The 21,159-nt window shown below is 55.5% G+C and carries 21 protein-coding genes; 13 read left to right on the top strand and 8 right to left on the bottom strand.

All coding sequences use genetic code 11. The annotated features are described in order from the left end of the window. The first annotated feature begins 14 nt into the window (after nt 1-14). Nucleotides 15-446, top strand: coding sequence for a chemotaxis protein CheW (locus tag APY94_RS07880; protein WP_342667080.1), 432 nt, complete (start codon nt 15-17; stop codon nt 444-446). Nucleotides 447-521: 75 nt separating this feature from the next. On the opposite strand, the gene asnS is transcribed toward APY94_RS07880, so the two are convergent. Continuing rightward, nucleotides 522-1,814 (bottom strand): asparagine--tRNA ligase, encoded by a 1,293-nt coding sequence (asnS, locus tag APY94_RS07875; protein ID WP_058939109.1) that lies wholly within the window; start codon nt 1,812-1,814, stop codon nt 522-524. A gap of 239 nt (nt 1,815-2,053) precedes the next feature. On the opposite strand from asnS, the gene APY94_RS07870 reads away from it, so the two are divergent. Beyond that, nucleotides 2,054-3,310 carry an amidohydrolase family protein gene (locus tag APY94_RS07870; protein WP_058939108.1) on the top strand — a complete coding sequence of 419 codons (1,257 nt, stop codon included), beginning with the start codon at nt 2,054-2,056 and terminating at the stop codon, nt 3,308-3,310. On the opposite strand, the gene APY94_RS07865 is transcribed toward APY94_RS07870, so the two are convergent. Further along, nucleotides 3,297-3,716, bottom strand: a complete 420-nt coding sequence (locus APY94_RS07865) for an NfeD family protein (protein ID WP_058939107.1) — start codon at nt 3,714-3,716, stop codon at nt 3,297-3,299. The genes APY94_RS07870 and APY94_RS07865 overlap by 14 nt on opposite strands. Nucleotides 3,717-3,748: 32 nt before the next feature. Continuing rightward, nucleotides 3,749-4,708, bottom strand: a complete 960-nt coding sequence (locus APY94_RS07860) for an SPFH domain-containing protein (RefSeq protein ID WP_058939106.1) — start codon at nt 4,706-4,708, stop codon at nt 3,749-3,751. Between the two features lie 127 nt (nt 4,709-4,835). Here APY94_RS07860 and APY94_RS07855 point away from each other — a divergent pair, with 127 nt between their 5' ends. From APY94_RS07855 to ndk, 8 genes are all read left to right on the top strand, one after another. Next, nucleotides 4,836-6,731 carry a phosphoadenosine phosphosulfate reductase domain-containing protein gene (locus APY94_RS07855; RefSeq protein ID WP_058939105.1) on the top strand — a complete coding sequence of 632 codons (1,896 nt, stop codon included), beginning with the start codon at nt 4,836-4,838 and terminating at the stop codon, nt 6,729-6,731. Nucleotides 6,732-6,778: 47 nt separating this feature from the next. Then, nucleotides 6,779-7,639, top strand: coding sequence for a helix-turn-helix transcriptional regulator (locus APY94_RS07850; protein ID WP_083500638.1), 861 nt, complete (start codon nt 6,779-6,781; stop codon nt 7,637-7,639). 45 nt (nt 7,640-7,684) lie between these two features. After that, a complete protein-coding gene (locus APY94_RS07845; protein WP_058939103.1) occupies nt 7,685-8,299 on the top strand; it encodes an HVO_0476 family zinc finger protein in 615 nt (204 codons plus the stop codon). Nucleotides 8,300-8,452: 153 nt separating this feature from the next. After that, nucleotides 8,453-8,824 (top strand): 50S ribosomal protein L7Ae, encoded by a 372-nt coding sequence (gene rpl7ae, locus APY94_RS07840; RefSeq protein WP_058939102.1) that lies wholly within the window; start codon nt 8,453-8,455, stop codon nt 8,822-8,824. 75 nt (nt 8,825-8,899) lie between these two features. After that, nucleotides 8,900-9,112, top strand: coding sequence for a 30S ribosomal protein S28e (locus APY94_RS07835; RefSeq protein WP_014011629.1), 213 nt, complete (start codon nt 8,900-8,902; stop codon nt 9,110-9,112). A gap of 5 nt (nt 9,113-9,117) precedes the next feature. Next, nucleotides 9,118-9,324 carry a 50S ribosomal protein L24e gene (locus APY94_RS07830; RefSeq protein WP_058939101.1) on the top strand — a complete coding sequence of 69 codons (207 nt, stop codon included), beginning with the start codon at nt 9,118-9,120 and terminating at the stop codon, nt 9,322-9,324. Nucleotides 9,325-9,431: 107 nt separating this feature from the next. Further along, entirely contained in the window at nt 9,432-10,616 is a 1,185-nt protein-coding gene (locus APY94_RS07825; protein ID WP_245610439.1) for a V4R domain-containing protein, read from the top strand. 50 nt (nt 10,617-10,666) lie between these two features. Continuing rightward, complete coding sequence (gene ndk, locus APY94_RS07820) at nt 10,667-11,191, top strand: nucleoside-diphosphate kinase (protein ID WP_058939100.1); 525 nt, start codon at nt 10,667-10,669, stop codon at nt 11,189-11,191. Here the strand turns inward: ndk and APY94_RS07815 are convergent. Further along, a complete protein-coding gene (locus APY94_RS07815; protein WP_058939099.1) occupies nt 11,188-12,150 on the bottom strand; it encodes a hypothetical protein in 963 nt (320 codons plus the stop codon). The genes ndk and APY94_RS07815 overlap by 4 nt on opposite strands. A gap of 97 nt (nt 12,151-12,247) precedes the next feature. On the opposite strand from APY94_RS07815, the gene infB reads away from it, so the two are divergent. Next, nucleotides 12,248-15,679, top strand: coding sequence for an intein-containing translation initiation factor aIF-2 (infB, locus tag APY94_RS12945; RefSeq protein ID WP_083500637.1), 3,432 nt, complete (start codon nt 12,248-12,250; stop codon nt 15,677-15,679). A gap of 11 nt (nt 15,680-15,690) precedes the next feature. Here the strand turns inward: infB and APY94_RS07805 are convergent, their stop codons facing one another. The 3 genes from APY94_RS07805 to APY94_RS07800 form a co-directional block, all read right to left on the bottom strand. Next, entirely contained in the window at nt 15,691-16,827 is a 1,137-nt protein-coding gene (locus APY94_RS07805; RefSeq protein ID WP_157065506.1) for a hypothetical protein, read from the bottom strand. Further along, entirely contained in the window at nt 16,827-16,955 is a 129-nt protein-coding gene (locus tag APY94_RS13875) for a hypothetical protein (protein ID WP_281176024.1), read from the bottom strand. The genes APY94_RS07805 and APY94_RS13875 overlap by 1 nt, the downstream gene beginning before the upstream one ends. Nucleotides 16,956-17,018: 63 nt before the next feature. After that, a complete protein-coding gene (locus tag APY94_RS07800) occupies nt 17,019-18,404 on the bottom strand; it encodes a hypothetical protein (RefSeq protein WP_058939097.1) in 1,386 nt (461 codons plus the stop codon). A gap of 61 nt (nt 18,405-18,465) precedes the next feature. Here APY94_RS07800 and APY94_RS07795 point away from each other — a divergent pair, with 61 nt between their 5' ends. Next, the gene (locus APY94_RS07795) at nt 18,466-19,617 is read left to right on the top strand and encodes a class I SAM-dependent methyltransferase (RefSeq protein ID WP_058939096.1); all 1,152 of its coding nucleotides are present in this window, start codon (nt 18,466-18,468) and stop codon (nt 19,615-19,617) included. Here the strand turns inward: APY94_RS07795 and APY94_RS07790 are convergent. Beyond that, complete coding sequence (locus tag APY94_RS07790; protein ID WP_058939095.1) at nt 19,612-19,815, bottom strand: PCNA-inhibitor; 204 nt, start codon at nt 19,813-19,815, stop codon at nt 19,612-19,614. The genes APY94_RS07795 and APY94_RS07790 overlap by 6 nt on opposite strands. 160 nt (nt 19,816-19,975) lie before the next feature. Here APY94_RS07790 and glmS point away from each other — a divergent pair. Continuing rightward, on the top strand, nt 19,976-21,159 hold a 1,184-nt coding region (glmS, locus tag APY94_RS07785), incomplete at its 3' end, for a glutamine--fructose-6-phosphate transaminase (isomerizing) (protein ID WP_058939094.1).

Raw genomic sequence — 21,159 nt, 5'->3', positions numbered from 1 at the left:
TCGGGGGTGGAATTATGGAGCACCAGTTTGTTGCATTTACCGTTGGATCAGAGGAGTTCTGCATGGACATTTCGAAAGTTCGTGAGATCAAGGAGATGATGCCAATAACAAAGGTACCACAGGCGCCGGAAGAAGTGGAGGGTATTGTAAATCTAAGGGGACAGGTAATCCCAATATTGAACTTGAAGAAAGTCCTTGGGTACTATGAGGAGGGTCCCATCGAAGACAAGAAGATAATTCTCGTTGATGCCGGGGAGGATATCGTGGGCTTCGTTGTGGACGATGTCTCGGACGTCGTGTCCTTAAATGAGGAACAAATTGAAAAAGTTCCCCGAGCACTGGAATCCCAGCAGAGCCAGTATTTAAGGGGCATCGCCAAGAAGGGGGATAGGCTCCTTTTAATCCTGGAACTGGATAGGTTCTCGCACAATGGCGACTCTTTTTAAGCCCTGGGTCGGCAGTGTTTTAATTTTTCCCTTTGAGACCGTGCCATGAGATAAAGGAGATAATGGAAAGCGGGCTCACGGATACAGCCTGCTCGGCGTCCTCGGGAACAGGGTTGCCCAGCGGACGTGGTCGAGCTTCAGCACCCAGGCGACGAGCCTCTCAAGGCCGAGGCCGAAGCCGCTGTGCGGAACGCTGCCGTACTTCCTGAGGTCGAGGTACCATCCGTAGTCCTCCGGCTTCATGCCCTCCTCTAAGATGCGCTGCACGAGCTTGTTGTAGTCGTCCTCACGCTGGGAACCGCCGATGATCTCGCCGTACCCCTCGGGCGCGAGCATGTCCGCGGCGAGAACCTTGCGCGGGTCCTCCGGGTCCTCCTTCATGTAGAATGCTTTAATGCCCTTTGGATAGCCGTAGACGAAGAACGGGGCCTCGAACTCCTGGGTGAGGATCCTCTCCTCGTCGGCGCCCATGTCCTCTCCCCACTCTATCTCGACGCCCTTGCTCTGGAGGATGTCTATGGCTTCGTCGTAGCTCACCCTCGGGAAGGGCGGAACCGCGTTCTTGAGGGTGGTTAAGTCTTTCCTGAAGGTCTCAACCTCGCTCTTTCTGAGTTCCAGGGTGCGCTGAACCATGTAGCTGACGAGCTCCTCCTCGACCTTCATGATGTCCCAGAGGTCCATCCACGCCGCTTCAAGCTCAAGGTGCCAGAACTCGGTGAGGTGCCTCCTGGTCCTGCTCTTCTCCGCTCTAAAGCTCGGCGTGAGCGACCAGACTTTTTCAAGGCCGAAGATGGCGGCCTCAAGGTAGAGCTGGGCCGACTGACTGAGGTAGGCCGTCCTGTCGAAGTACTTGAGCTTGAAGAGCGTCGCTCCACCCTCGACGGCACCGGTGACGAGTATCGGGGGAAAGACCTCGTACCAACCGTCCTGGAGGAGCCACTCTCTAGCTGCTTGCATCATCGTCGCCTTGACCTTCATTATCGTGGCGACCTTGGGTGAGTGCAGGTGAAGGTGCCTGACGTCGAGGAGGAACTCTTCGCTCGCGTCCTTCGTTATCGGGAAGAAGTCCACGTTCTGCACGATCTCAATTCTGTCCGCCTGAATCTCAACACCGGTGGGCGCGCGGGGGTCTGCCCTGACGGTTCCTTCGATGATGACGCTCGACTCTATACCCGCCTTTTTGGCTTTTTCGTAGGCTTCCTCACTCAGCTCTTTCTTAAATATGGCCTGAATTATCCCGCTTGAATCGCGGAGGACTATGAAGACCTTCTTTCCCACTTCCCTCTTTCTGTAAACCCATCCTGCGAGCTTGACGCGTTTACCTTCCATATCGGGCTGAACATCGACACAGTAAATCTTATCAATCATCATTACCACCTCCAGAGGCTTTGAGGGGGGCTTTATAACGGTAGCGATTTGGAGCAACGGCTCCCAGAAGAGCGTCAATTCGGCCACAGGGTGACCGTCCCAATCCCGAGTCTGACGATTATCAGTAGTGGCATGGGGGATATTCGGGACACTCCCCATTTAAACCCTTTGGGCAACTTTATGTCGATATGTCAAAATATTTAAGTACCTGCGCGTCAGATGTCCAAGAGGGTGATGGGATGTTCGCACTTATAGGAACCGCCGTTGACTGCGGATCGGCCAGAAAGAACATCGCGGTCATAGTGGAAAACGGGTTCATTCGGGACGTCATCCCCCGGAAAAGGGTCGGTGAATACGCCGTCGATGAAGTTTACGGGGGAGACGGCTACATCATCCTGCCTGGCCTGGTCAACGCCCACACCCACACCGCCATGTCGAAGTTCCGGGGCCTTGGTGAGGACGTGCCTATAGAAAGGTGGCTCAGCGACGTCATATGGCCCGCGGAGCTGGAGTGGGAGCCCGGGGACGTTCGCCGCTGGGCGCTCCTCGGAATGGCTGAGGCGCTGGCCAACGGTTCGACGACGATAAACGACCACTACTTCTTCGCCGACGAAATAGCGAAGGCTGCCCAGGAAGTTGGAATAAGGGCCTTCATCGGCCAGACCGTTATGGATACGATTGACTTCCCTATAGCCGCGCCCGAGGAGGGCTTCAGGTTCTTTAAGGACTGGGTGGGGAAGGATGAGCTCGTGACCCCCACCCTCGCGCCCCACGCCACCAACACGGTGTCCCTCGAGCTGATGAGGGAAATCGGCGAGTTTGCCCGCGGTAGGAACGCCCTGATTCACGTTCACCTCTCCCAGAGCATGGGGGAGGTGCTGGAGGTCAAACGCCGCTACGGTCTCTCCCCCGTGGAATACCTCAAAAGGGCCGGCGTACTTGGGGACAACCTTATTGGCGTCCACGGCATCTATCTGAGCGATTCAGAGGTTTCCCTCTACGCGAAAAGCGGTGCGGCGCTCGTTCACTGCTCCCTGAGCATGGCAAAGCTTGAGGGAAGGATAGCCCCGATAATAGAACTCTTTGAGAGGGGAACGAACATCGCCCTCGGAAACGACTCCCCTAATCCAGTGGGCCTGATGGACATGTTCACGGAGATGCGCTTCGCGGCGGTTCTGAACAAGGTCTGGAGGAGAAGAACTGACGTCGCCTCGGCGAGGGAAGTTTTCCGCTGGGCTACGGTCGGGGGTGCAAAGGCCCTCGGGCTGAGGGCGGGCCTCATAAAGCCCGGCTACCTCGCGGATCTAGTCCTGATAAACGCCAGAAAGGCCCAGTTCCTTCCCGGGGAGAACCCACACTCCCATGTGGTTTACTCGGCCCGGGGAAGCGATGTCGAGCTGGTCATGGTGAACGGAGAGATCGTTTACAGAAACGGCCTGTTCACGAAACTTGGAAAAAGGATGGAGGAGCTGTGGGCGGAGTTCAGACCTTCCTGACCATGAGCTTGACGCCGTCCACATTGACGACCTCAACGGTGTCGCCGATTCCGGGCTTTTCGTCCCCCTCGGCCAGCGCTATCCACCTGTCCCCCTCAAGCTCGACGATGTAGTGGTCCTTTCCTATTTCAACCACCTTCCCGCGCTTGCCCTTCAGCTCGAAGGTGTACTTGCCCTTTCCGGCATCCTGGACATCATTTCTTACGTAGCGGCCAACGATTATGTACGAGATTACCGCCGCTATGAGGGCCGCGACGAAGCTCTCCGTGAAGCTCACCCCGAACCCCATCAGGAGCCCCATGACGACCATCGCTATTCCGATCGGGGTTATGAACGCGGTAACCATCATGTCCAGGGCTATCACGAGGAGGCCGAGGATAAGAAGGGAAATTGGGAGCGCTTCCATGCTCACCACCATCAAAAATTAAGAAAGGGCCTTTAAGCCTTTTCCGGATTCAAATCTGAGCCACCTTCACCCGGCTCGGAGGGGGTCACTTCCTCCCCACCATCGCCGCTGGAAGGCTTGGGCGTCTCGGGCATCGGGATGTCCTTCACCTTCTGGAGTATCCTCAGCAGTCCGATTAGGGATTCGGTGTCGTAGGGCACGATCAGGTTGCCCTGCCTTCCGAGCTCGGGGAGCTTCTCGATGTACTGGAGGGCGAGGTACTTCTCGTCGGCCATCGAGAGTGCCTCGAGAACCTTCCGTATTGCCTCGGCCTGACCTTCCGCGACCAGTATCTGCCTCTGCTTCTCACCCTCGGCCTGGAGTATGGCTGCCTGCTTTTCACCCTCGGCTTTCTTTATCTTGCTCTCCCTTTCGCCCTCCGCGAGGAGTATCATGGCCCTCTTCTCACGCTCAGCAGTCATCTGCTTGGCCATGGCCTCCTGTATGTCCCGCGGCGGGTCTATGCGCTGTATCTCAACGCGGGTTATCTTGACACCCCAGCGGTCGGTTATCTTGTCAAGCTCTTCCCTCAGCTTGGCGTTGATGATGTCCCTTCCGCTCAGCGTTTCGTCGAGCTCCATCTCACCGATGATGGCACGGAGGTTGGTCTGGGCGAGCTTGATGATGGCCATCAGGAAGTTGCTGACGTTGTAAACGACCTTGACGGGGTCGAGTATCTGGTAGTAAACGATGGCATCGACGGTGACGACGACGTTGTCCTTACAGATGACCTCCTGCGGCGGCACATCGACGACGTGCTCGCGCATGTCCACAACCTTGACGCGCTCCATGAAGGGTATTATGAAGTGTATTCCCGGTTCCAGGATTCTGTTGAACTTTCCGAGCCTCTCGACGAGACCCTTCTGATACGGACGGATCACCTTCACGCTCAGCAGAAGCATTATCAAAAGGAACACTCCGATTATGATAAGCGCTGCTCCAGCAAATGGCATTACTATCTCCTCCGGTTAGTGTTCATAAGCCCTGAAGTGAAACCATTTAAAAACCTTGGGGAGGGAGCGGCTGCATCCCAGTCGCATTTATAAACCCCCGCTCCCTTCTCGCCTCAGGTGAGAGAAAATGGGAAGGCCGGTATTCCTCGGTAAGGCTTACATAAACTGGTGCGAGAAGTGCAACGTCCCGCTCATCGGAGATAGCTGTGCCGTCCACGGAAAGGAGAGCGTTTTCCGCCTTAACATCACTCCCCCGGGCGATTTGAGGTTCGCCTTTGAAAAGGACATTGAATTCATACGCTCGGTCTTCAGGGAGCACTACGGCGTCGACCTCGGCGAGCTGTTCGAGGGGAAGGTGGTGCTCCTCAACAAGACGCCCGGGGAGGATGACACCTACGAGGTAATACTCGATGGCTACGTCTTCGGCTGGATACGCTTCGACCCGCTGGAGCTGAAGTGGAAGCCCGGCCTGAAGGTCGAGGGGGCAATGGCGCTGTGGAAGCGCTTTGGGAAGTCAATGGGGAAGTGGATAATCGTCGATGAAGGTGCCATAGAGCCGATCCTTAACGGCTCCAACCTCCTGCCCGTCGGGATAATCGAGGCGGAGCAGAGCATAAGGCGGAACGACGACGTAATCCTCGTCTCCGAGAGCGGTGAGGTCATCGCAACCGGCATAGCGAAGAAGGACTACGAATCCCTGGCCAACAAAGAGCGCGGAACCGGCGTTAAGGTCAGGCGGCAAAAGGCGGTAAACTACCGCGAGAGAAGGAAGGCCACGATGGAAGATGTGCTGAGGGCAAACAGCATCGAGCTCGAGAAGAAGGTGGCGGAAGCGAAGCGCTTCATGAGAAAAACTGCCATGCGCTACTCCGACCTGCCGATAGCGGTGGCCTTCTCCGGCGGAAAGGACAGCCTGGCGGTTCTCGGCCTGGCTCTGGAGGAGTTCGGCGACGAGGGCTTCACCGTCTTCTTTAACAACACCGGCATAGAGTTCCCGGAAACGCTCGAATACGTCGAGGAGCTGAGGAAGGAGCTTGAGCCAAAGGGGATTAAGTTCATAGTTGCCGATGCCGGCGACGCCTTCTGGCGCGCCCTTCACGTCTTTTCCCCGCCGGGCAGGGACTACCGCTGGTGCTGTAAAGTAACGAAGCTCGGCCCGATAACCATGGCGATAAAGGAGAACTACCCGAAGGGCGTTCTCATGTTCGTCGGTCAGAGGAAGTACGAGAGCATAAAGAGGTTTAAACAGCCGAGGGTCTGGAAGAACCCCTGGGTGCCGAACGAGACCGGAGCATCGCCGATATTCCACTGGCGCGCGCTGGAGGTCTGGCTCTACATCTTCAGCAGGAACCTCAAGTACAACCCGCTCTACGAGGACAGACTTGACAGAATAGGCTGTTTCCTCTGCCCGAGCGCCTCCCTGGCGGAAATCTACACCCTCAAGGAGGAGAAGCCCGAACTCTGGGCCAGGTGGGAGAACGAGCTCAAACGCTGGGGGAAGCGCTTTGGAATGCCTGACGAGTGGATAACCTACGGCTTCTGGCGGTGGAAGAAGCTCAGCAGGGGCGAGAAGGCGATAGCGAAGGAGCTGGGCGTGGATGTTCCGGAGGAGCGCTCCTGGGAGCCCGTGAAGTATTCGATGGTGGAGAACGATGACGGCACCTTCACGGTTCGTTTCAACACCGTCGTGAACCTGAGGAGGATTAAAGAGGTCGCCCCGATCCTTGGAGAGGTCGAGGAGGGCGAAAACTACATAAGAGCAGGGGAGGTTATCTTTAGGGAGGACGGCGCATACACCGGAGACTTCGGCGAGGGAGTTCAGGCGTACTACCTCATAAAGAGGGCCTACGAGTGCGTCGGCTGCGGCGTCTGCGTCGGTAAGTGTCCGGAAGGGGCGCTCAGCATCGACCCGAGGAGCAGAAAGATCGTCGTGAACGGTGAGCTCTGCACCCACTGCAGGGAGTGTATGGACGTATGCCCTCTGCTGAAAATCAAAAACCCCGCGGAAGGAAGCCAGCTTTAATTGGGTTAGTCTCCATTCTCCTCTTCCTCTCTTTCGCGCTCCACGGTGTGGGCGCACAGGAATACGACTACGAGATAAACGCCTACGCCGTCTATTTCGACGTGGTTACTCCCAGCCAGGTGGAGGAGACGATTGAGATTGATTTAACTTCCCATACAAACCTCAGCCAGTACGTTATCTACACGGACTACCCCGTGGAGGATCCGCGGGCCGTTCTAGACCTTCAGAGCGGCGTGAAACCGGCAAACGTGACGGTCAGGGAGGTCCTGGGGGGAACGAACGCCATCTACCTGTACTTCCCAACCCTTGGTCCGGGCGAGAGCGCGAGGATACGGCTGACTTTCACGACCAGAGGCATGATAACCGAGGACGAAGGGAAGAAGCAGTTCACTTACTACATACGCTTCAGCCAGCCGGTGGGCCTCTTCCACATGCAGCTGGTCGTCCCCAGGGGCTACGCGGTACTCTCCCCGATAATTCCATCGCCGGACAGGGTCGAGAGCTCCACAAGCCGGCTCCTGCTTGAGTGGACGCGCCGCGACCTCCGCGCCGGCGACGAGTTCTACTTCATAGTGGGATTCTCAGGCGAGATAACGACCCCCTCCCAGCCATCCCCGCTCCTCTATGTGGGGACCTTCCTGGTGGGCATCCTCATCGGCGGCGGCTCCGTTTACGGCTACATCCTCTACCGCGAGAGGAAGCGCGAGGGGGAGAAGACCCACCTGAGGAGCGACGAGGAGAAGATACTCGCCCTGCTGAGGGAGGGCCCGGTTCTCCAGAGCGAACTCGCCGATAAGCTCGGCGTTTCGAAGGCGAAGGTCAGCATAATCCTCCGCGAGATGGAGGAGAAGGGGCTCATCACCCGCATGAAGGAGGGAAGAACCTACAGGGTCTTCCTGAAGGAGTGAGTACCTTTATAAACGCCTCCCCTCTTCTTTCCACTGGTGAGAGACATGGAGGAGTATTTCATCTGTCCAGAGTGCGGTAGCGATGACGTTGAGGTCATCAAGGAGAGGGGAAGGGAGCTCACCCTTCGCTGCAACGAGTGCGGCAACGTGTGGATCATCACGCTTCCAAAGCTCATCAAGGTTCCGCTGATAGTCAGCAAGCACGAGAGGAGTTTCAGAACCTCCGTCGAACTGCCGGAGGGCGAGGAAATACGGGTGGGCGACATAGTTGAGACCGAAGACGATGAGGTTAGGATAACCGGCATAGAGCTTGAGGGCGACAGGCGCGTGGAAAGGGCCGAGATAGGCGAGATAAGAACCCTCTGGGGCGAGAGCTTAACCTACCCGAAGGTCATCAAGGTCTCCATCTATCTGCCGAAGGGCGTAACCCAGGCCTTCAAGGTCAAAGTCGGCAGGGACGAGGAGTTCGTCGTCGGCGAGGTTCTAGAGGTCGGCGGCTACACCTTCCGGATCGAGAAGATAAAGACCGAGACCAAGATGCTCCGCCACGGTGGGGCGAGGGCAGACAAAATCGTCTCTATTATGGGCCACTCGATTCCCCGTGCCCGCGCCAGGAGGAGCCTGGAGATATACCAGGGCTACGGCAGGGAGTCCCGGTGAGAACACCGGAGATGATGAGGTTTTCTTTCCTTTTCTGACCCCTTGGGGGGATGAAGAGCTTGGCCGCTGCTGATATCGAAATCCTTTTAAAGCCTCCCCCAGAATCGAGCATGCACAACTCGATGAACGATGAGGATTCCGGAGGGATGAAAAATGGCTAAGCCAAGCTACGTCAAGTTTGAGGTTCCGGCTGAGCTTGCTGAGAAGGCTCTTGAGGCCGTCGAGCTCGCTCGCGACACCGGAAGGATTAGGAAGGGTACCAACGAGACGACCAAGGCCGTTGAGAGGGGCCAGGCCAAGCTCGTTGTCATCGCTGAGGACGTTGACCCCGAGGAGATTGTTGCCCACCTCCCGCCGCTGTGCGAGGAGAAGGAGATTCCGTACATTTACGTTCCGAGCAAGAAGGAGCTCGGCGCCGCTGCCGGGCTTGAGGTCCCGTCGGCCAGCATAGCCATCGTTGAGCCCGGCAAGGGCCGCGAGCTCGTTGAGGACATCGCTATGAAGGTCAGGGAGCTCATGAAGTGAGCTCCTTTTCCCTTCATTCACGGAAAGATTTAAGTTCATCCGTGCGAGGGATTTTTAGGTTAAGGGGTGTGAGAAATGAGCGACGAAGGATACCCGGCTGAGGTTATTGAGATAGTCGCCAGGGCCGGCGTCACCGGTGGCGTTACTCAGGTCAAGGTTAGGGTTCTTGAGGGCCGTGACAAGGGCCGCGTCATCAGGAGGAACATCAAGGGCCCGGTCCGCGTCGGCGACATAGTCATCCTCAGGGAGACCGAGCGTGAAGCCAGGGAGATCAGGACCAGGAGGTAATCGCGATGGCCAGGTGGAACGTCTGCTCCTACTGCGGAAAGGAGTTCGAGCCGGGAACCGGCAAGATGTACGTCAGAAACGACGGCAGAGTCCTGTTCTTCTGCTCGGGCAAGTGCGAGAAGTACTACTTCATGGGCAGGAACCCGAGGAAGCTCAAGTGGACCAAGGCCTTCGAGGAGGCCCGCCTTCAGAGGGCCAAGAGGAAGAAGTGATTTCTTTCTTTTCTCCCATATGTTTGCCGACTCCCGTTCTAATAACTTACCTTGAATATTCGCAATTGTTATAAATCCTTCAATACACTTTAACCCGGGGGAATCCTATGATTCCGCTGGGAATGAAGCGCCTGGATGAGGTACTAGGTGGGGGCATTGAAGAGGGATCCAGCCTTGCGTTTGTAGGTTCAATCTGTCGAGACAACATTGTCCTAATGCATCAGCTTGTTTTCAACCTTCTGAAGGCGGGATACAGGGTTTTGATTGTGGAGTTCCGGCAGTCCCCGGACATGCTCAGAAAAGAGCTCCTTCACTACAACATCGACTACTCAGGTTTTGTGGAGAACGGTCAGCTGCGGATCTTCGATGGTTTTTCAAACCTCTACGGGGTTGAGAGAATCCAGGGGGCCAACGTGCTCTCCAATCCTCTCGACCTCGGAATAACGTCCGCGGTGATAAGGGACACAATGTCCGGAGGGGGGTTTGATTTCCTCGTTATAGACGACCTAAACGTTCTTTACACCCTCCAGTCCAACTCAAAGGCGTACCTCAGGGCAATCGTGAGGCTGGTGAACTCAATAAAGAGAAAGGGGTTCCAAACCTTCGCGGCTTTTTCCGAGGACGTGTTTGAGAGAAGCGACTTAACGGCGGGTTTAATGCCCTTTGACTACGTCTTTGATGTTAGGGATGGATATATAACCCTGCGTCGCTCTCTCCAGCCTCTCAAAATACCTTCCCCCAAGGTGCCGTATATCAAAACCGAGCTCGGTGTGGAGGCCATTCTGGAGAGACACACAACTCTTGAATCCATAAAAAGGGATCTCTGGCTCGATGATGAAGGGAATCTGTGGATGGGCGACTCCAGGGTTCAGCTCATAAACGAGGACAGCGAGGCATCATTGGTTGAGTTCGTTTACGAATACCTCGGCCCGGAGGACGGAAAACGCTTCCTTTACCTGTGGGGAAGGAAGGAGTTCATAGGTATCGGCAGGGCTGCAAGGAATCAGTACGACAACCTTCGCGATGCTTTGCTGTCCGTTAAATTCGCAACTGAATCCAGTGGAGGCGGAAGGATCGAGATAGTGGAGGTTCAGGAAGATTTCGTCGTTCTAAGGGGCAGAAACCTGTTCCCCTCCCGGAAGGGTTACTCATACCAGTTCCACATTAACTACGCGGGCGAACTCTCCCAGTTTTTGACAGAGTTCACGGGTGAGCAGTGGGAGGGAGAAGAGGTCAAATGTCAGTCGATGGGCTCAGAATATTGTGAATTCGTGTTCAGACGCAAAAAGTGAATCCAAAAACCTATTAACACTATCCCGTTGTATTCATTGAGGTGTTGTCAATGGCTGAGAAGAAGATCGAAAGAACACTCGTCATACTAAAGCCCGACGCCGTTGTCCGCGGGCTGATGGGCGAAATAATCTCCCGCTTTGAAAAGAGGGGGCTTAAAATCGTAGGCATGAAGATGATATGGATTACCCGCGAGCTGGCTGAGAAGCACTACGAGGAGCACAAAGGTAAGCCCTTCTTCGAGCCGCTTATAGACTACATCACCAAGGCCCCAAGCGTTGTAATGGTCGTGGAGGGACGCTACGCTATAAGCGTCGTCAGGAAGATGGCCGGTGCCACCGACCCCAAGGACGCCGAGCCCGGGAGCATACGCGGCGACTACGGCCTCGACGTCGGCGATGCCATCTATAACGTCATCCACGCCTCCGACAGCCCGGAGAGCGCTGAGAGGGAGATAAACCTCTACTTCAAGCCGGATGAGCTCTACAGATACTGCAAAGCCGCAGACTGGTTCTACCACACGCACGCCAGGGCAAAGAGGGAGTACCTCGACAGCATGGACTGCCTTGAACGTTAAACCTTCTTCATTCTCTTCTCCACGTTTGCGAGCGCCATAAACTCATCCTTCCCTTTGCGCCTCTTCGCGAGTTCTGTAACCCTCTTCAAAGTTCTCTGGAGCGTTTCCTTGCCGAGCTCTTCCGCCACGAACCTGTCCGTAGCCGTGCGTACCTGAATTATGTACGCCAAGTCAACACCCCACGAGAGAAGCGTCAGAAAGGCCGCACCCGCCAGCTTGAGGGTCCAATCACCGATGTCCGCGACTACCATCCCGGATATGAGGAACACAAGGAGACCAAGGATTAGCTGTCTCACGGCTATTCTTCTGCTCTCGACGTAGGCGGCCCCAAGCACCATCACCTTCGTCTCATCAGGTTCAAACTCCAGGAGCCTTTCGCCGATGAAGAGCCGTCTTCCCGTCAGCAAGGCCGTGAAGCAGTCCTTTATGCCGTACACATCCTCCACATCAACACCGTACTTCTTCAGGAAGCCCCTGATCCAGCCAGGGTCGAGCCTTTCGGCGTTTGTCATGTTCATTATATACTCCTCACGATTTTTAAGGAGCCAGGCGCCGATTATAAGGTAAAGGGAAGCATAGACACCGAGGAGCCTGGGATACAGACCCACAGAGACGAGCGAAACGAAGAGGGACATCTTCCTTACGTTGTTTTCCCATGAGGCGGCCCGGTGAAGGGTCAGGCCGGCGTTCCTAACGAGCAGGTAGGCGATGAGGTAGCTGAGGTACACCGCAAACAGCAGAGCCAGGCCGATTCCTCTCCCGGAAGCGGTCTCGCCCGCCACCATCTCCCCGCGGAGGGGATTGATGGTCGCAAAGTAGAACATCCAGACGATGGTCAGCGTAAGGGATGTAAACATGCCGTAAACCGAGGCCCTGTACCCGTCCCCCTTCCAGACCAGCAGGGATACCCCGAATCCAATGACCGCTGAAATCACCGTAACTGCAAACCCGGCCAGCATTTCACACACCCTCATGGGATTACCACTGGAACTTTTAATCCTTCCGCCGGCGAACCTTTAAAAGCCCCCGCCGGAGTTAAGCTCAGAGGTGAGGAAGATGACGAAGAAGATCAGGCAGCCCATCATTGCGGTTCTCGGTCATGTTGACCATGGTAAGTGCCTCCTCCCCGAGGAGAAGGTGGTGCTCCCAAGCATTGGAATGATCACCCTTAAGGAAGTCTTTGAACGTGGAAAGGACATTGTGGAAAAAGACCCGGAAAAGGAGATAAGGCTCTTTGAAGAAATCGTAATCGGGGCCACTGGGGATGGGAAGCTCTCATCCCTGAAAAGTCCCTACGTTTGGAGGGTAAGGCACAGGGGCAAAATCGTAAGGGTTAAGCTCAAAAACTGGCACAGCGTTGGAGTGACCCCAGAACATCCCTTCCTGACGACACGGGGATGGGTGAGGGCAGATCAACTCAAACCTGGGGACTACGTTGCCGTTCCAAGGTTCATCCACGGAAACGAGGATAAAGGGGTATTCAGCTCATACGTCATTTCGAAGATCTCAACGGAGGAGCTCATTGCAAAGCTCGATGAGAACGGCCTAAAGAAAGCAGAGATGACGTTTGGGGGAGAAAAGGCTTACAAGGTGAAAAGAAACGTCTTCCGCACGGAAGACATTGGGAATATCGGCTGGGAGCACGTTGAGAGGATAGCCTTCACACCAAGAATCCACCGCTCCGGCAAGCCTCTCCATTACGTAAAGCTCCCCAAAACCGATGAGGAATGGAGAGCTCTCTTCTACTTTGCTGGAGTGATGTTCGGGGACGGAAGTCAGGACAAGATAGCGAACAACGACGTTGAGATCTTCGAAAGGCTGAGGAGGATCGAAAGTCTCGGAGTTGAGCTGAGACGCGTTAGAAGGAGGACCTCCTGGGAAATTGAGGTGAGGAAAGGTAAGAACGCCCTCCTGCGCCTCTTGAGGCATCTCTTCGAGTTCCCGGATGAGAAGAAGGCGCACAGGATGAGGGTTCCCAACGTCCTCTTCATGGCACCCGGGGAGTACGTGGCCGAGTTCCTCAGGGGATACTTTGACGCCGATGGTTACGTGAGCATTAAAAACGCCAGAATCGAGGTGACGAGCGCGTCGGGGGAGTTCATCAGGGATCTCTCACTGGTTCTCCTCCGCTACGGAATAGTTTCCAAGGTCTACCACTCGGAATACACCACGCTCGTCATCTCCGGAAAGAGAAATCTCCTTGCATTCGAGAGGCATATCGGCTTCACGGTGAAGGGGAAATGGGAAAGGCTCGAGCGGATCATAGAAAAGAGCAGGAAGAGTGAGCCCTACCCGATCTTCGAGGAACTTAAGAGGCTCAGACTGCTCTTTGGATTCACAAGGACGGAACTTAACTCCTACGTTCCGTTCTACGGTAAGTACGAGGGGGAGGAAGCGCCAAGCTATGAAACTTTGATGAGGATCCTTGATGCCATTGAGAGGGGCTCCCCAACGCTCCAGCGCAAGTTAGCTGTCCTTGAGGGGCGTTCGAGAGACCACAACTACCTGAAGGCCCTTGAGAGGGATGGCCTGATCAAAAATGGAAAGCTAACCGAACTTGGAAGGGAACTTATCGAGGTATGGCGCAACAGAGAGTTCGACTCAAGGGATATAGCCTACCTCCGCAACATCGCCGAGAACCTTGTTTTCATTCCGGTTGAGGCCGTTGAGGAGGAAGAATACGACGGCTACGTATATGACCTTACCACCGATACCCACAATTTCGTGGCCAACGGCATACTCGTTCACAACACAACCCTCCTTGACAGGATCAGGCGCACGAACGTCGCCGGCAAGGAGGCCGGCGGAATAACCCAACACATAGGCGCGACGGAGGTTCCGATCGAGACAGTCAAAGGACTCGCCGGCCCGCTCATCCAGCTCTGGAAGGGCGAGATAAAGCTTCCTGGACTGCTCTTCATCGACACTCCCGGCCACGAGGCCTTCACGAGCCTGCGCGCGAGGGGAGGAAGCCTGGCGGACCTGGCTGTACTCATCGTGGACATCAACGAGGGCTTCCAGCCGCAGACCATAGAGAGCATCGAGATCCTCAGGAAGAACAGGACACCCTTCATCGTCGCCGCCAACAAGATAGACAGGATTAAGGGATGGAAAGTGGAGGAGGACGAGCCGTTCCTCGTGAACATCAAAAAGCAGGATCAGAGGGCCCAGCAAGAGCTTGAAACCAAGCTCTGGGAGCTCATAGGGAAGTTCTACGAGATGGGCTTCCAGGCCAACCGCTTTGACCGCGTTCAGAACTTCACCCGCGAGCTGGCGATAGTCCCGATTTCGGCCAAGTACGGCATAGGCGTTCCTGAACTTCTCGTTCTCATCGCCGGTCTCAGCCAGAAGTACCTCGAGGAGAAGCTCAAGATCGAGGTTGAAGGACCGGCGCGCGGTACTATACTGGAGATACGCGAGGAAGTCGGCCTGGGAACCACGCTTGACGTCATAATATACGACGGAACCCTCCGCAGGGACGACACCATCGTGGTTGGAGGCAAGGACAAGGCGATAGTTACAAAAATCCGCGCCCTCCTCAAGCCGAAGCCCCTCGACGAGATACGCGACCCGAGGTTCCGCTTCGACCAGGTTGAGGAGGTCGCCGCCGCGGCGGGTATAAAGATAGCCGCCCCGGGACTTGAGGAGGCTTTAGCCGGCTCGCCGGTTATAGCGGCCCGCTCGGAGGAGGACGTTGAAAAGGCCAGGCAGGAGATCCTGAGCCAGATACAGAGCGTCGTCATAAGCACCGGCAAGGTGGGCGTCATAGTCAAGGCCGACACCCTCGGAAGCCTCGAGGCCCTCAGCAAGGAGCTTCAGGAGAAGGGGATCCCCATCAGAAAGGCCGACGTAGGGAACATCAGCAAGACCGACGTGATGGAGGCCCTGAGCGTCCGCGAGGAGGAAGAGAAGTACGGCGTTGTTCTGGGTTTCAACGTCAGGGTGAACGAGGACGCTGAAGAGGTCGCCAAGGCCAAGGGCGTCCCGATTTTCGTTGGGAGCATTATATACAAGCTCATCGAGGACTACGAGGAGTGGATCAGGGCGGAGGAAGAAAAGCGGAAGCGCGAACTCTTCAGCAAGGTCACCTTCCCGGGCGTCATCAGGCTCTACCCGGACGAGCGCTACATTTTCAGGAGGAGCCACCCGGCCATAGTCGGCATCGAAGTCGTGGAGGGCCGCATAAGACCCGGAGTGGCGCTCATCAAGCAGAACGGCCAGAAGATCGGCGTCATCAAGTCCATCAAGAACAAGAACGACTTCGTCCAGGAGGCCAAGAAGGGCGACGCCGTTGCTATAGCCATCGAGGGCGCGATGGTCGGCAGGCACATCCACCCGGGGGAGACGCTCTACGTTGACCTGAGCAAGAACGATGTCATAATCCTCGCCAAGCAGCTCAAGAACGAGATGGACGAGACCGACATAAGGGCCCTCAAGATGACAGCGAAGGTGAAGGCTCAGCAGGACCCGTTCTGGAAGGCTGTTTGAATTTTCAGTTTTTATTTTTCACCCTTTAAAAGTCCTACTTCTTCGAAAATTGCTTTTACATCCTTGCTTTTAATAACTCTAGGGTATGAAGAGATTACCCTCCGTGAAACCATTTTTAAGAGCAGTTTTTCAAAGGTTTGGACTTTATGCTTCTTAGAAAGTGTTGGTAAATATGTCATAGGCGTTCTTATCAGCTCATCCCAGACGTCAGCTGTTGCTTCCCATACTATCCCGAGATGCTCTATATGTTTCTGGCTGTTCCTAAGTTTCGTGTTTATGTCCTGAAGCTCCTGAATAGATAACGATGCCAGGTTTAGTTGCCTTCCTTTCTCAACCAGCTTTTGTAGAATCAAAATCTCCCTTTGAACGGCCTCTCTGAAAATCTTTGTCAGGAACGAATTATCCCCTTCCTCTTTCATCAAATAAATGGCGGGCCTGTATGCAAAAACGCCAATGCTACCATCGATTATTTTTAGACTCAGTTCAATTAGACGGTGGAATTCCTTAATGAAGTGCTCTTTGAGCTTATCTTCTGAGATCTCAAGGAGCCCCATGTTATAATCCCAAATAGGTATACTTGGTATTTTGAGAAAATACTCCTTTTCTGGCCACTTCCCCTCGGCGTAGTATACTACATGGAGCTCGAGATTTCCACAGTGGATTCTTTTGCAGATTTCTCTCTGGATTAAAGTTGATATCGAGCTCCGTACGTCCCAAGGGGCTGCAGCCTCTGTGAAGTCTCCCAGTCGAAATAGCGGGAGCCAGTTTTTAACCCAGAATTGTTCTAGCCCCAGCTCAGTTAGCTCCTCGAAGTGCCAGTAGACAAACTCCTCGAAATTAACTCTATCTGGATATATATCCTCCCGGTATGAGTCAACAAGATTCAGGATGTTGAATTTGTTCTCCCGGAGGGCTTTCATAAAAGCTTCCCATTCTTCTTTAACTTCCGGGACTTCAAAGGCGTGTATGGTTATGTCGACGTCTCTCGCTTTCGAGGTTCGTAAGACACTTCCGGAAATGTGAATTTCTCTAATCTCAAAAGGGTAATAATCATCGTTAATGTCTTCTACCGTCTCGATGAGCTCCTCGAGTTTTTCACTAAGTTTTGGAGACTTGATTATCTCAAAAATTGTTGGCATACCACTCACTAAACTTTCATCTTGTTGTTTTGGATATAACCCTTGCGTTTATCCAGCCTCCTCAGAAGCTCCTCGGCCCTCTCGAACTCTCTCCCCTCAACGAACTCGTCCACCGTGAAGTAGATCCCTATGTTCAAGTCATATCTTGGGGTAGAATGCCCAGCTTGCAACTTTCCAGGAGTTTCGACGATGAACGTCCCTCACCTCCCCAGCCTCAGCCTTATCCTGTCCTTTATCTCCAGCAGCCACTCCAGGTAGAGCCAGATTGACTCCCTGAAGGCCTCCCAGCGGAGGAGCTCGTTGAGGGCCACCCCCATGACCACCGCCGCGGGGGGAACCAGGGCGGTTGCGTAGAAGCTGAACTGTGTCGTGCCCCCGAGTGCGTACTGGAGGAGGAATACTGCCACAGTGCTCCAGAACACTCCGAAAGATGCCAGGATTCCGGATTTTTTCCTGTAAAGCCACGGGAGGGCAAGGATGAAGAGCACCATCGCCAGAAGGAGGAAGGGATCGGTCTGGGCGAAGATGTCCGGGTTGTAGTGCAGGGCGAAGGCCTTCTTGTTTATGAACCACTCCCAGACGGGAGAGGCGGCGGGATGACCTCCTTTGTTGGAGAGATGCCATCTGAAGCCTCCGAGGAATTCGTCGAACCACTTCTTCGGTCCGATAGCTGCCATCGCCGGAACGTTCGGCAGGAGGAATCCAACCGCTGGAAGAACCGCTATCGTCACGAGAAAGCTGATGAGGTTCTTCTCCCTTTTGAGGGCCCTCCCAAGGAGGATGGGCCACCCGAAGGCGCCGCTGAGCTTGGTGGAGCCGGCGAGTCCAATGGCGAAGGCCGCGAGGCGGTCCCTATCGTAGGCCAGGAAAAACACGAACAGGGCGACGAACAGGGCGACGTGGATGTCAAGCATGGCCACCACAGACATCGCCTGGAGGGTGGGGTCCGCGACGATAAAGGCCAGGGCTATGAGGGCCGCCAGATAGCTCCCGCTTACCCGGTAAGTCGCGAGGACGACGAGGAGCTCGATGAGGGCGAAGGCGATGATGCCGGGTATGCGCCAGTTTATCGGCTTATCCCCCAGGAGCATGCCGAGCATTATGAGGTCCTTCCCGAGGAAAGGATGCTCGGTGTTGAGGTAGTTCTGGATGTTGTCCTTGTCGGGATACCAGTAGCCGGGAACCGTATAGTAAGCCCCCTCGGGTATTTCCCTCCGGACTTCTTCAAGGAAGGGCTCGAACTCGTCTGGAGGGAGCTCAAAGTAAACGCCCGGGAACTTGAGGTACTCCCTCTCGTAGGTTGCCCCGTGCCCCATGGCGATTTTCTCCACTCTGTACTGGTATTTTATCCGCATGCTCTGGTTGGAGAAGATGACGTTTACCCCTTGGGAGCCCGTGGTCTCGTTCACGTAGGTCAGATCAACGCCGAGCCTGTGGAGGATGTTCCTGCCCGCGGGGACGTACCAGACCTCATCCCCCACGTAGTCACGAAAAACGGGCCGGGAAGCAAAGTCATACAGGTACCACAGGGAGCCGATGATAGTGACGGCAACTATCAGAATGAAGGCTATCCTTCGCCACTGCATTATACCACCAAGCAGGAATATCGCGGGCAACGTTTTTAAGCCTCTCCCCTTAGGCGAAAACATGTTCGAAGGGATAAGCGAGGAGAAGGTCAGGGAAGCTGTGGAGCTGATTAAAAATGGCTACGACGAGAGGAAGCTCCGCGCAAGGCTTGGCAGTGACTGGGAAATCATTGCGGAGATAGCCAGGGCGCGGATCAAAGCGAAGGACAAGTTCTCGCGCGACGACCTCTGGATGGATCTCGAGGGTCTGCGCTACTCAACCCATGAGATAGTCGCGAGGTACCGCTCGGAGCGCCTTGAGAAGGCCGGCGTGAGGAGCATAGCGGACGTCTCCTGCGGTATTGGGATCCAGCTCATATTCTACGCCATGAAGGTTGAGAGGGCCTACGGGATCGACATAGACCCCGCAAAGGTCGAGTTCGCCAGGAGAAACGCCGAAAAGTACAGAGTCCCGAACATCGAGTTCATCAACGCCGACTCGCTCGCCCCCGAGACGGTCGAGAGGATCGACGCCGAGGTCATCTTCTCAGACCCCGCCAGGCCCCCGGAAATGCCCGAAAGGCGGCTGGAAGACCTCCTGCCCAGCCCGCTGAGAATCTACGAAACGTACAAATCCCGGGCCGATGCGTTCATCTTCGACCTCCCGCCGCAGATAAGGCGCGAGAGGATACCCTGGAAGGGGGAGTTTGAGTACATAGACCTCTTCGGGGCCCTCAACAGGCTGACCTTCTACACCGAACCCCTTGCCGGGGCGGAGAGGAGCGCGGTTGTTCTTCCTGCAGGAGCAAGGCTGGAGAGCAATCCGGACCTTGAGAACATCCTCGAATGGACAGACAAGCCCGGCGAGTACCTCTACGAGGTCCCGCAGGCCGTTGACTACGCCGATCTGCTGAACGAGCTGTTCCACGTTCTAAACGGGGAGGCCAAAATGCTCCTCCGCGAAAAGAGACGCGTTCTTGCAACGGGTGACGCGCCCCTGAAAAGCCCGTACCTCAAGAGAACCTACGTCGTGGTCGGCGTTGTCCCGTTCCACCCGGTGAGGATAAACGACTTCCTGAGAAGGGAGGGCTTCGGAAGGGCCACGCTCAAGCTCAGCGTTCCACAGGAGGAGTACTGGCGGGTTAGGAAGAGGATAGAGGCCAACCTGAGCGGGGACAGAAGGGCCTTCGTCTTCAGGGTCGGCGGGAAGGCCGTGGTAGCAGAGGCGCTATAGCTCCTCCACCCGGGCGTTTCTTATTTTCTTCGACCCTATGCGGAGCTGCTTGAAGTAGTCCACGTGTTCCTGCGGAAGAAAAGACTCCAGACTGGTTGATTTCAGCCGCTTCTTTTTTCTCCTCCGCTCCCCGCTATCTCCATCCTCCAGAACCTTCGGGGGAGTCGCCCCAAGGAACTCATCGAGCGTCCTGTTCATCCGGCCACCCTGAGTAGGTAGCCCAACAACTATTAAAGACTTTTTCCCAATCGATGGATGAACCAAAGGGCATATTAATGCCTGAAAAAAGCCCCCCTGAGAAAGGCTTTTAACTCTCGGCGGTTTATCAGGGAAGAGAGTAATAAAGCGGGTGGTTGCCGTGTGTGGAATAATAGGCTACATCGGAGATAGGGCCGCGTGCGAGGTAATAGTCAAGGGGCTCAAGAGGCTCGAATACAGGGGGTACGATTCCGCCGGCGTTGTAACGGAGGACGGAGGAAAGCTCTTCATAAAGAAGGGGGCCGGCGCCATAGACGAGCTCACCGAAAAGCTCGGCCTCCTTGAGATGCCCGGAAAGCGCGGGATAGGGCACACTCGCTGGGCCACCCACGGCGTTCCAAGCGATGTTAACGCTCACCCCCATACAGACTGCACCGGAAGGATAGCGCTCGTCCACAACGGTATAATCGAGAACTTCGCCGAGATTCGCGAGCACCTGCTCTCCAGGGGGCACGCCTTCAAAAGCGATACCGACACCGAGGTTATAGCCCACCTGATAGAGGAGGAGCTTAAGAGTGCCCCCAGCTTCGAAGACGCCATGAGGAATGCCCTCCTGAAACTGAGGGGCTCCTTCGCGCTTGGCATAATCTACGCCGGGGAACCCGACCGGTTCTATTTCGTGAGGAATGAAAGTCCCCTCGTCCTTGGAATAGGGGACGGCGAGAATTTCGCGGCCAGCGACGTGCCGGCCTTCCTCGAGTACACAAACAGGGCCATCTTCCTCGACGACGGGGAGTACGCGGTCATAGGAAAGGACTTCTACGTTATCAAAAAGCTCGCAACCGGCGAGGTCGTTGAAAAGCCGGTCCAGGAGATTGAATGGACGCTTGAAATGGCCGAGAAGTCCGGCTATCCACACTTCATGCTCAAGGAGATATACGAACAGCCGATGGCGATAAAGGACGCAATCCACGGCAACATCGACGCCGTGAAGAAGGCGGCGGAGGAGATAGCCCGCTATGAGAAGATATTCATAATCGCAATGGGCACCTCCTACCACGCGGGTCTCGTGGGCAGGTATCTCTTCCAGAGGCTCGCGAAGAGGGTTCCGATCGTTGAAGACGCAAGCGAGTTCCGCTACGAGTTCGAGGACCTGATAGACGAGGACACCCTCGTGATAGCGATAACCCAGAGCGGGGAAACCGCCGACACTCTCGCGGCGATGAAGCTGGCGAAGAAGCGGGGCGCTAAGGTTCTCGCGATAGTCAACGTCGTCGGCAGCATGGCTACCCGCGTGGCGGACATGACCCTCTACACCCACGCCGGACCGGAGATCGGCGTGGC

This window comes from Thermococcus celericrescens, from assembly GCF_001484195.1.
Lineage (GTDB): Archaea > Methanobacteriota_B > Thermococci > Thermococcales > Thermococcaceae > Thermococcus > Thermococcus celericrescens.
Note: the sequence above shows the minus strand (reverse complement) of the source record. Positions and strands in the feature narration are given on the sequence as shown.

Excerpts from the sequence above, each read along its gene's own strand:
- APY94_RS07860 (WP_058939106.1), bottom strand. The coding sequence starts at position 4,708 with ATGCCATTTGCTGGAGCAGCGCTTATCATAATCGGAGTGTTCCTTTTG.
- asnS (WP_058939109.1), bottom strand. The coding sequence starts at position 1,814 with ATGATTGATAAGATTTACTGTGTCGATGTTCAGCCCGATATGGAAGGT.
- APY94_RS07865 (WP_058939107.1), bottom strand. The coding sequence starts at position 3,716 with ATGGAAGCGCTCCCAATTTCCCTTCTTATCCTCGGCCTCCTCGTGATA.
- APY94_RS07835 (WP_014011629.1), top strand. The coding sequence starts at position 8,900 with ATGAGCGACGAAGGATACCCGGCTGAGGTTATTGAGATAGTCGCCAGG.
- APY94_RS07855 (WP_058939105.1), top strand. The coding sequence starts at position 4,836 with ATGGGAAGGCCGGTATTCCTCGGTAAGGCTTACATAAACTGGTGCGAG.
- APY94_RS07870 (WP_058939108.1), top strand. The coding sequence starts at position 2,054 with ATGTTCGCACTTATAGGAACCGCCGTTGACTGCGGATCGGCCAGAAAG.
- APY94_RS07825 (WP_245610439.1), top strand. The coding sequence starts at position 9,432 with ATGATTCCGCTGGGAATGAAGCGCCTGGATGAGGTACTAGGTGGGGGC.
- infB (WP_083500637.1), top strand. The coding sequence starts at position 12,248 with ATGACGAAGAAGATCAGGCAGCCCATCATTGCGGTTCTCGGTCATGTT.
- APY94_RS07795 (WP_058939096.1), top strand. The coding sequence starts at position 18,466 with ATGTTCGAAGGGATAAGCGAGGAGAAGGTCAGGGAAGCTGTGGAGCTG.
- APY94_RS07800 (WP_058939097.1), bottom strand. The coding sequence starts at position 18,404 with ATGCAGTGGCGAAGGATAGCCTTCATTCTGATAGTTGCCGTCACTATC.
- rpl7ae (WP_058939102.1), top strand. The coding sequence starts at position 8,453 with ATGGCTAAGCCAAGCTACGTCAAGTTTGAGGTTCCGGCTGAGCTTGCT.
- APY94_RS07790 (WP_058939095.1), bottom strand. The coding sequence starts at position 19,815 with ATGAACAGGACGCTCGATGAGTTCCTTGGGGCGACTCCCCCGAAGGTT.
- APY94_RS07845 (WP_058939103.1), top strand. The coding sequence starts at position 7,685 with ATGGAGGAGTATTTCATCTGTCCAGAGTGCGGTAGCGATGACGTTGAG.
- ndk (WP_058939100.1), top strand. The coding sequence starts at position 10,667 with ATGGCTGAGAAGAAGATCGAAAGAACACTCGTCATACTAAAGCCCGAC.
- APY94_RS07815 (WP_058939099.1), bottom strand. The coding sequence starts at position 12,150 with ATGCTGGCCGGGTTTGCAGTTACGGTGATTTCAGCGGTCATTGGATTC.
- APY94_RS07830 (WP_058939101.1), top strand. The coding sequence starts at position 9,118 with ATGGCCAGGTGGAACGTCTGCTCCTACTGCGGAAAGGAGTTCGAGCCG.
- APY94_RS07880 (WP_342667080.1), top strand. The coding sequence starts at position 15 with ATGGAGCACCAGTTTGTTGCATTTACCGTTGGATCAGAGGAGTTCTGC.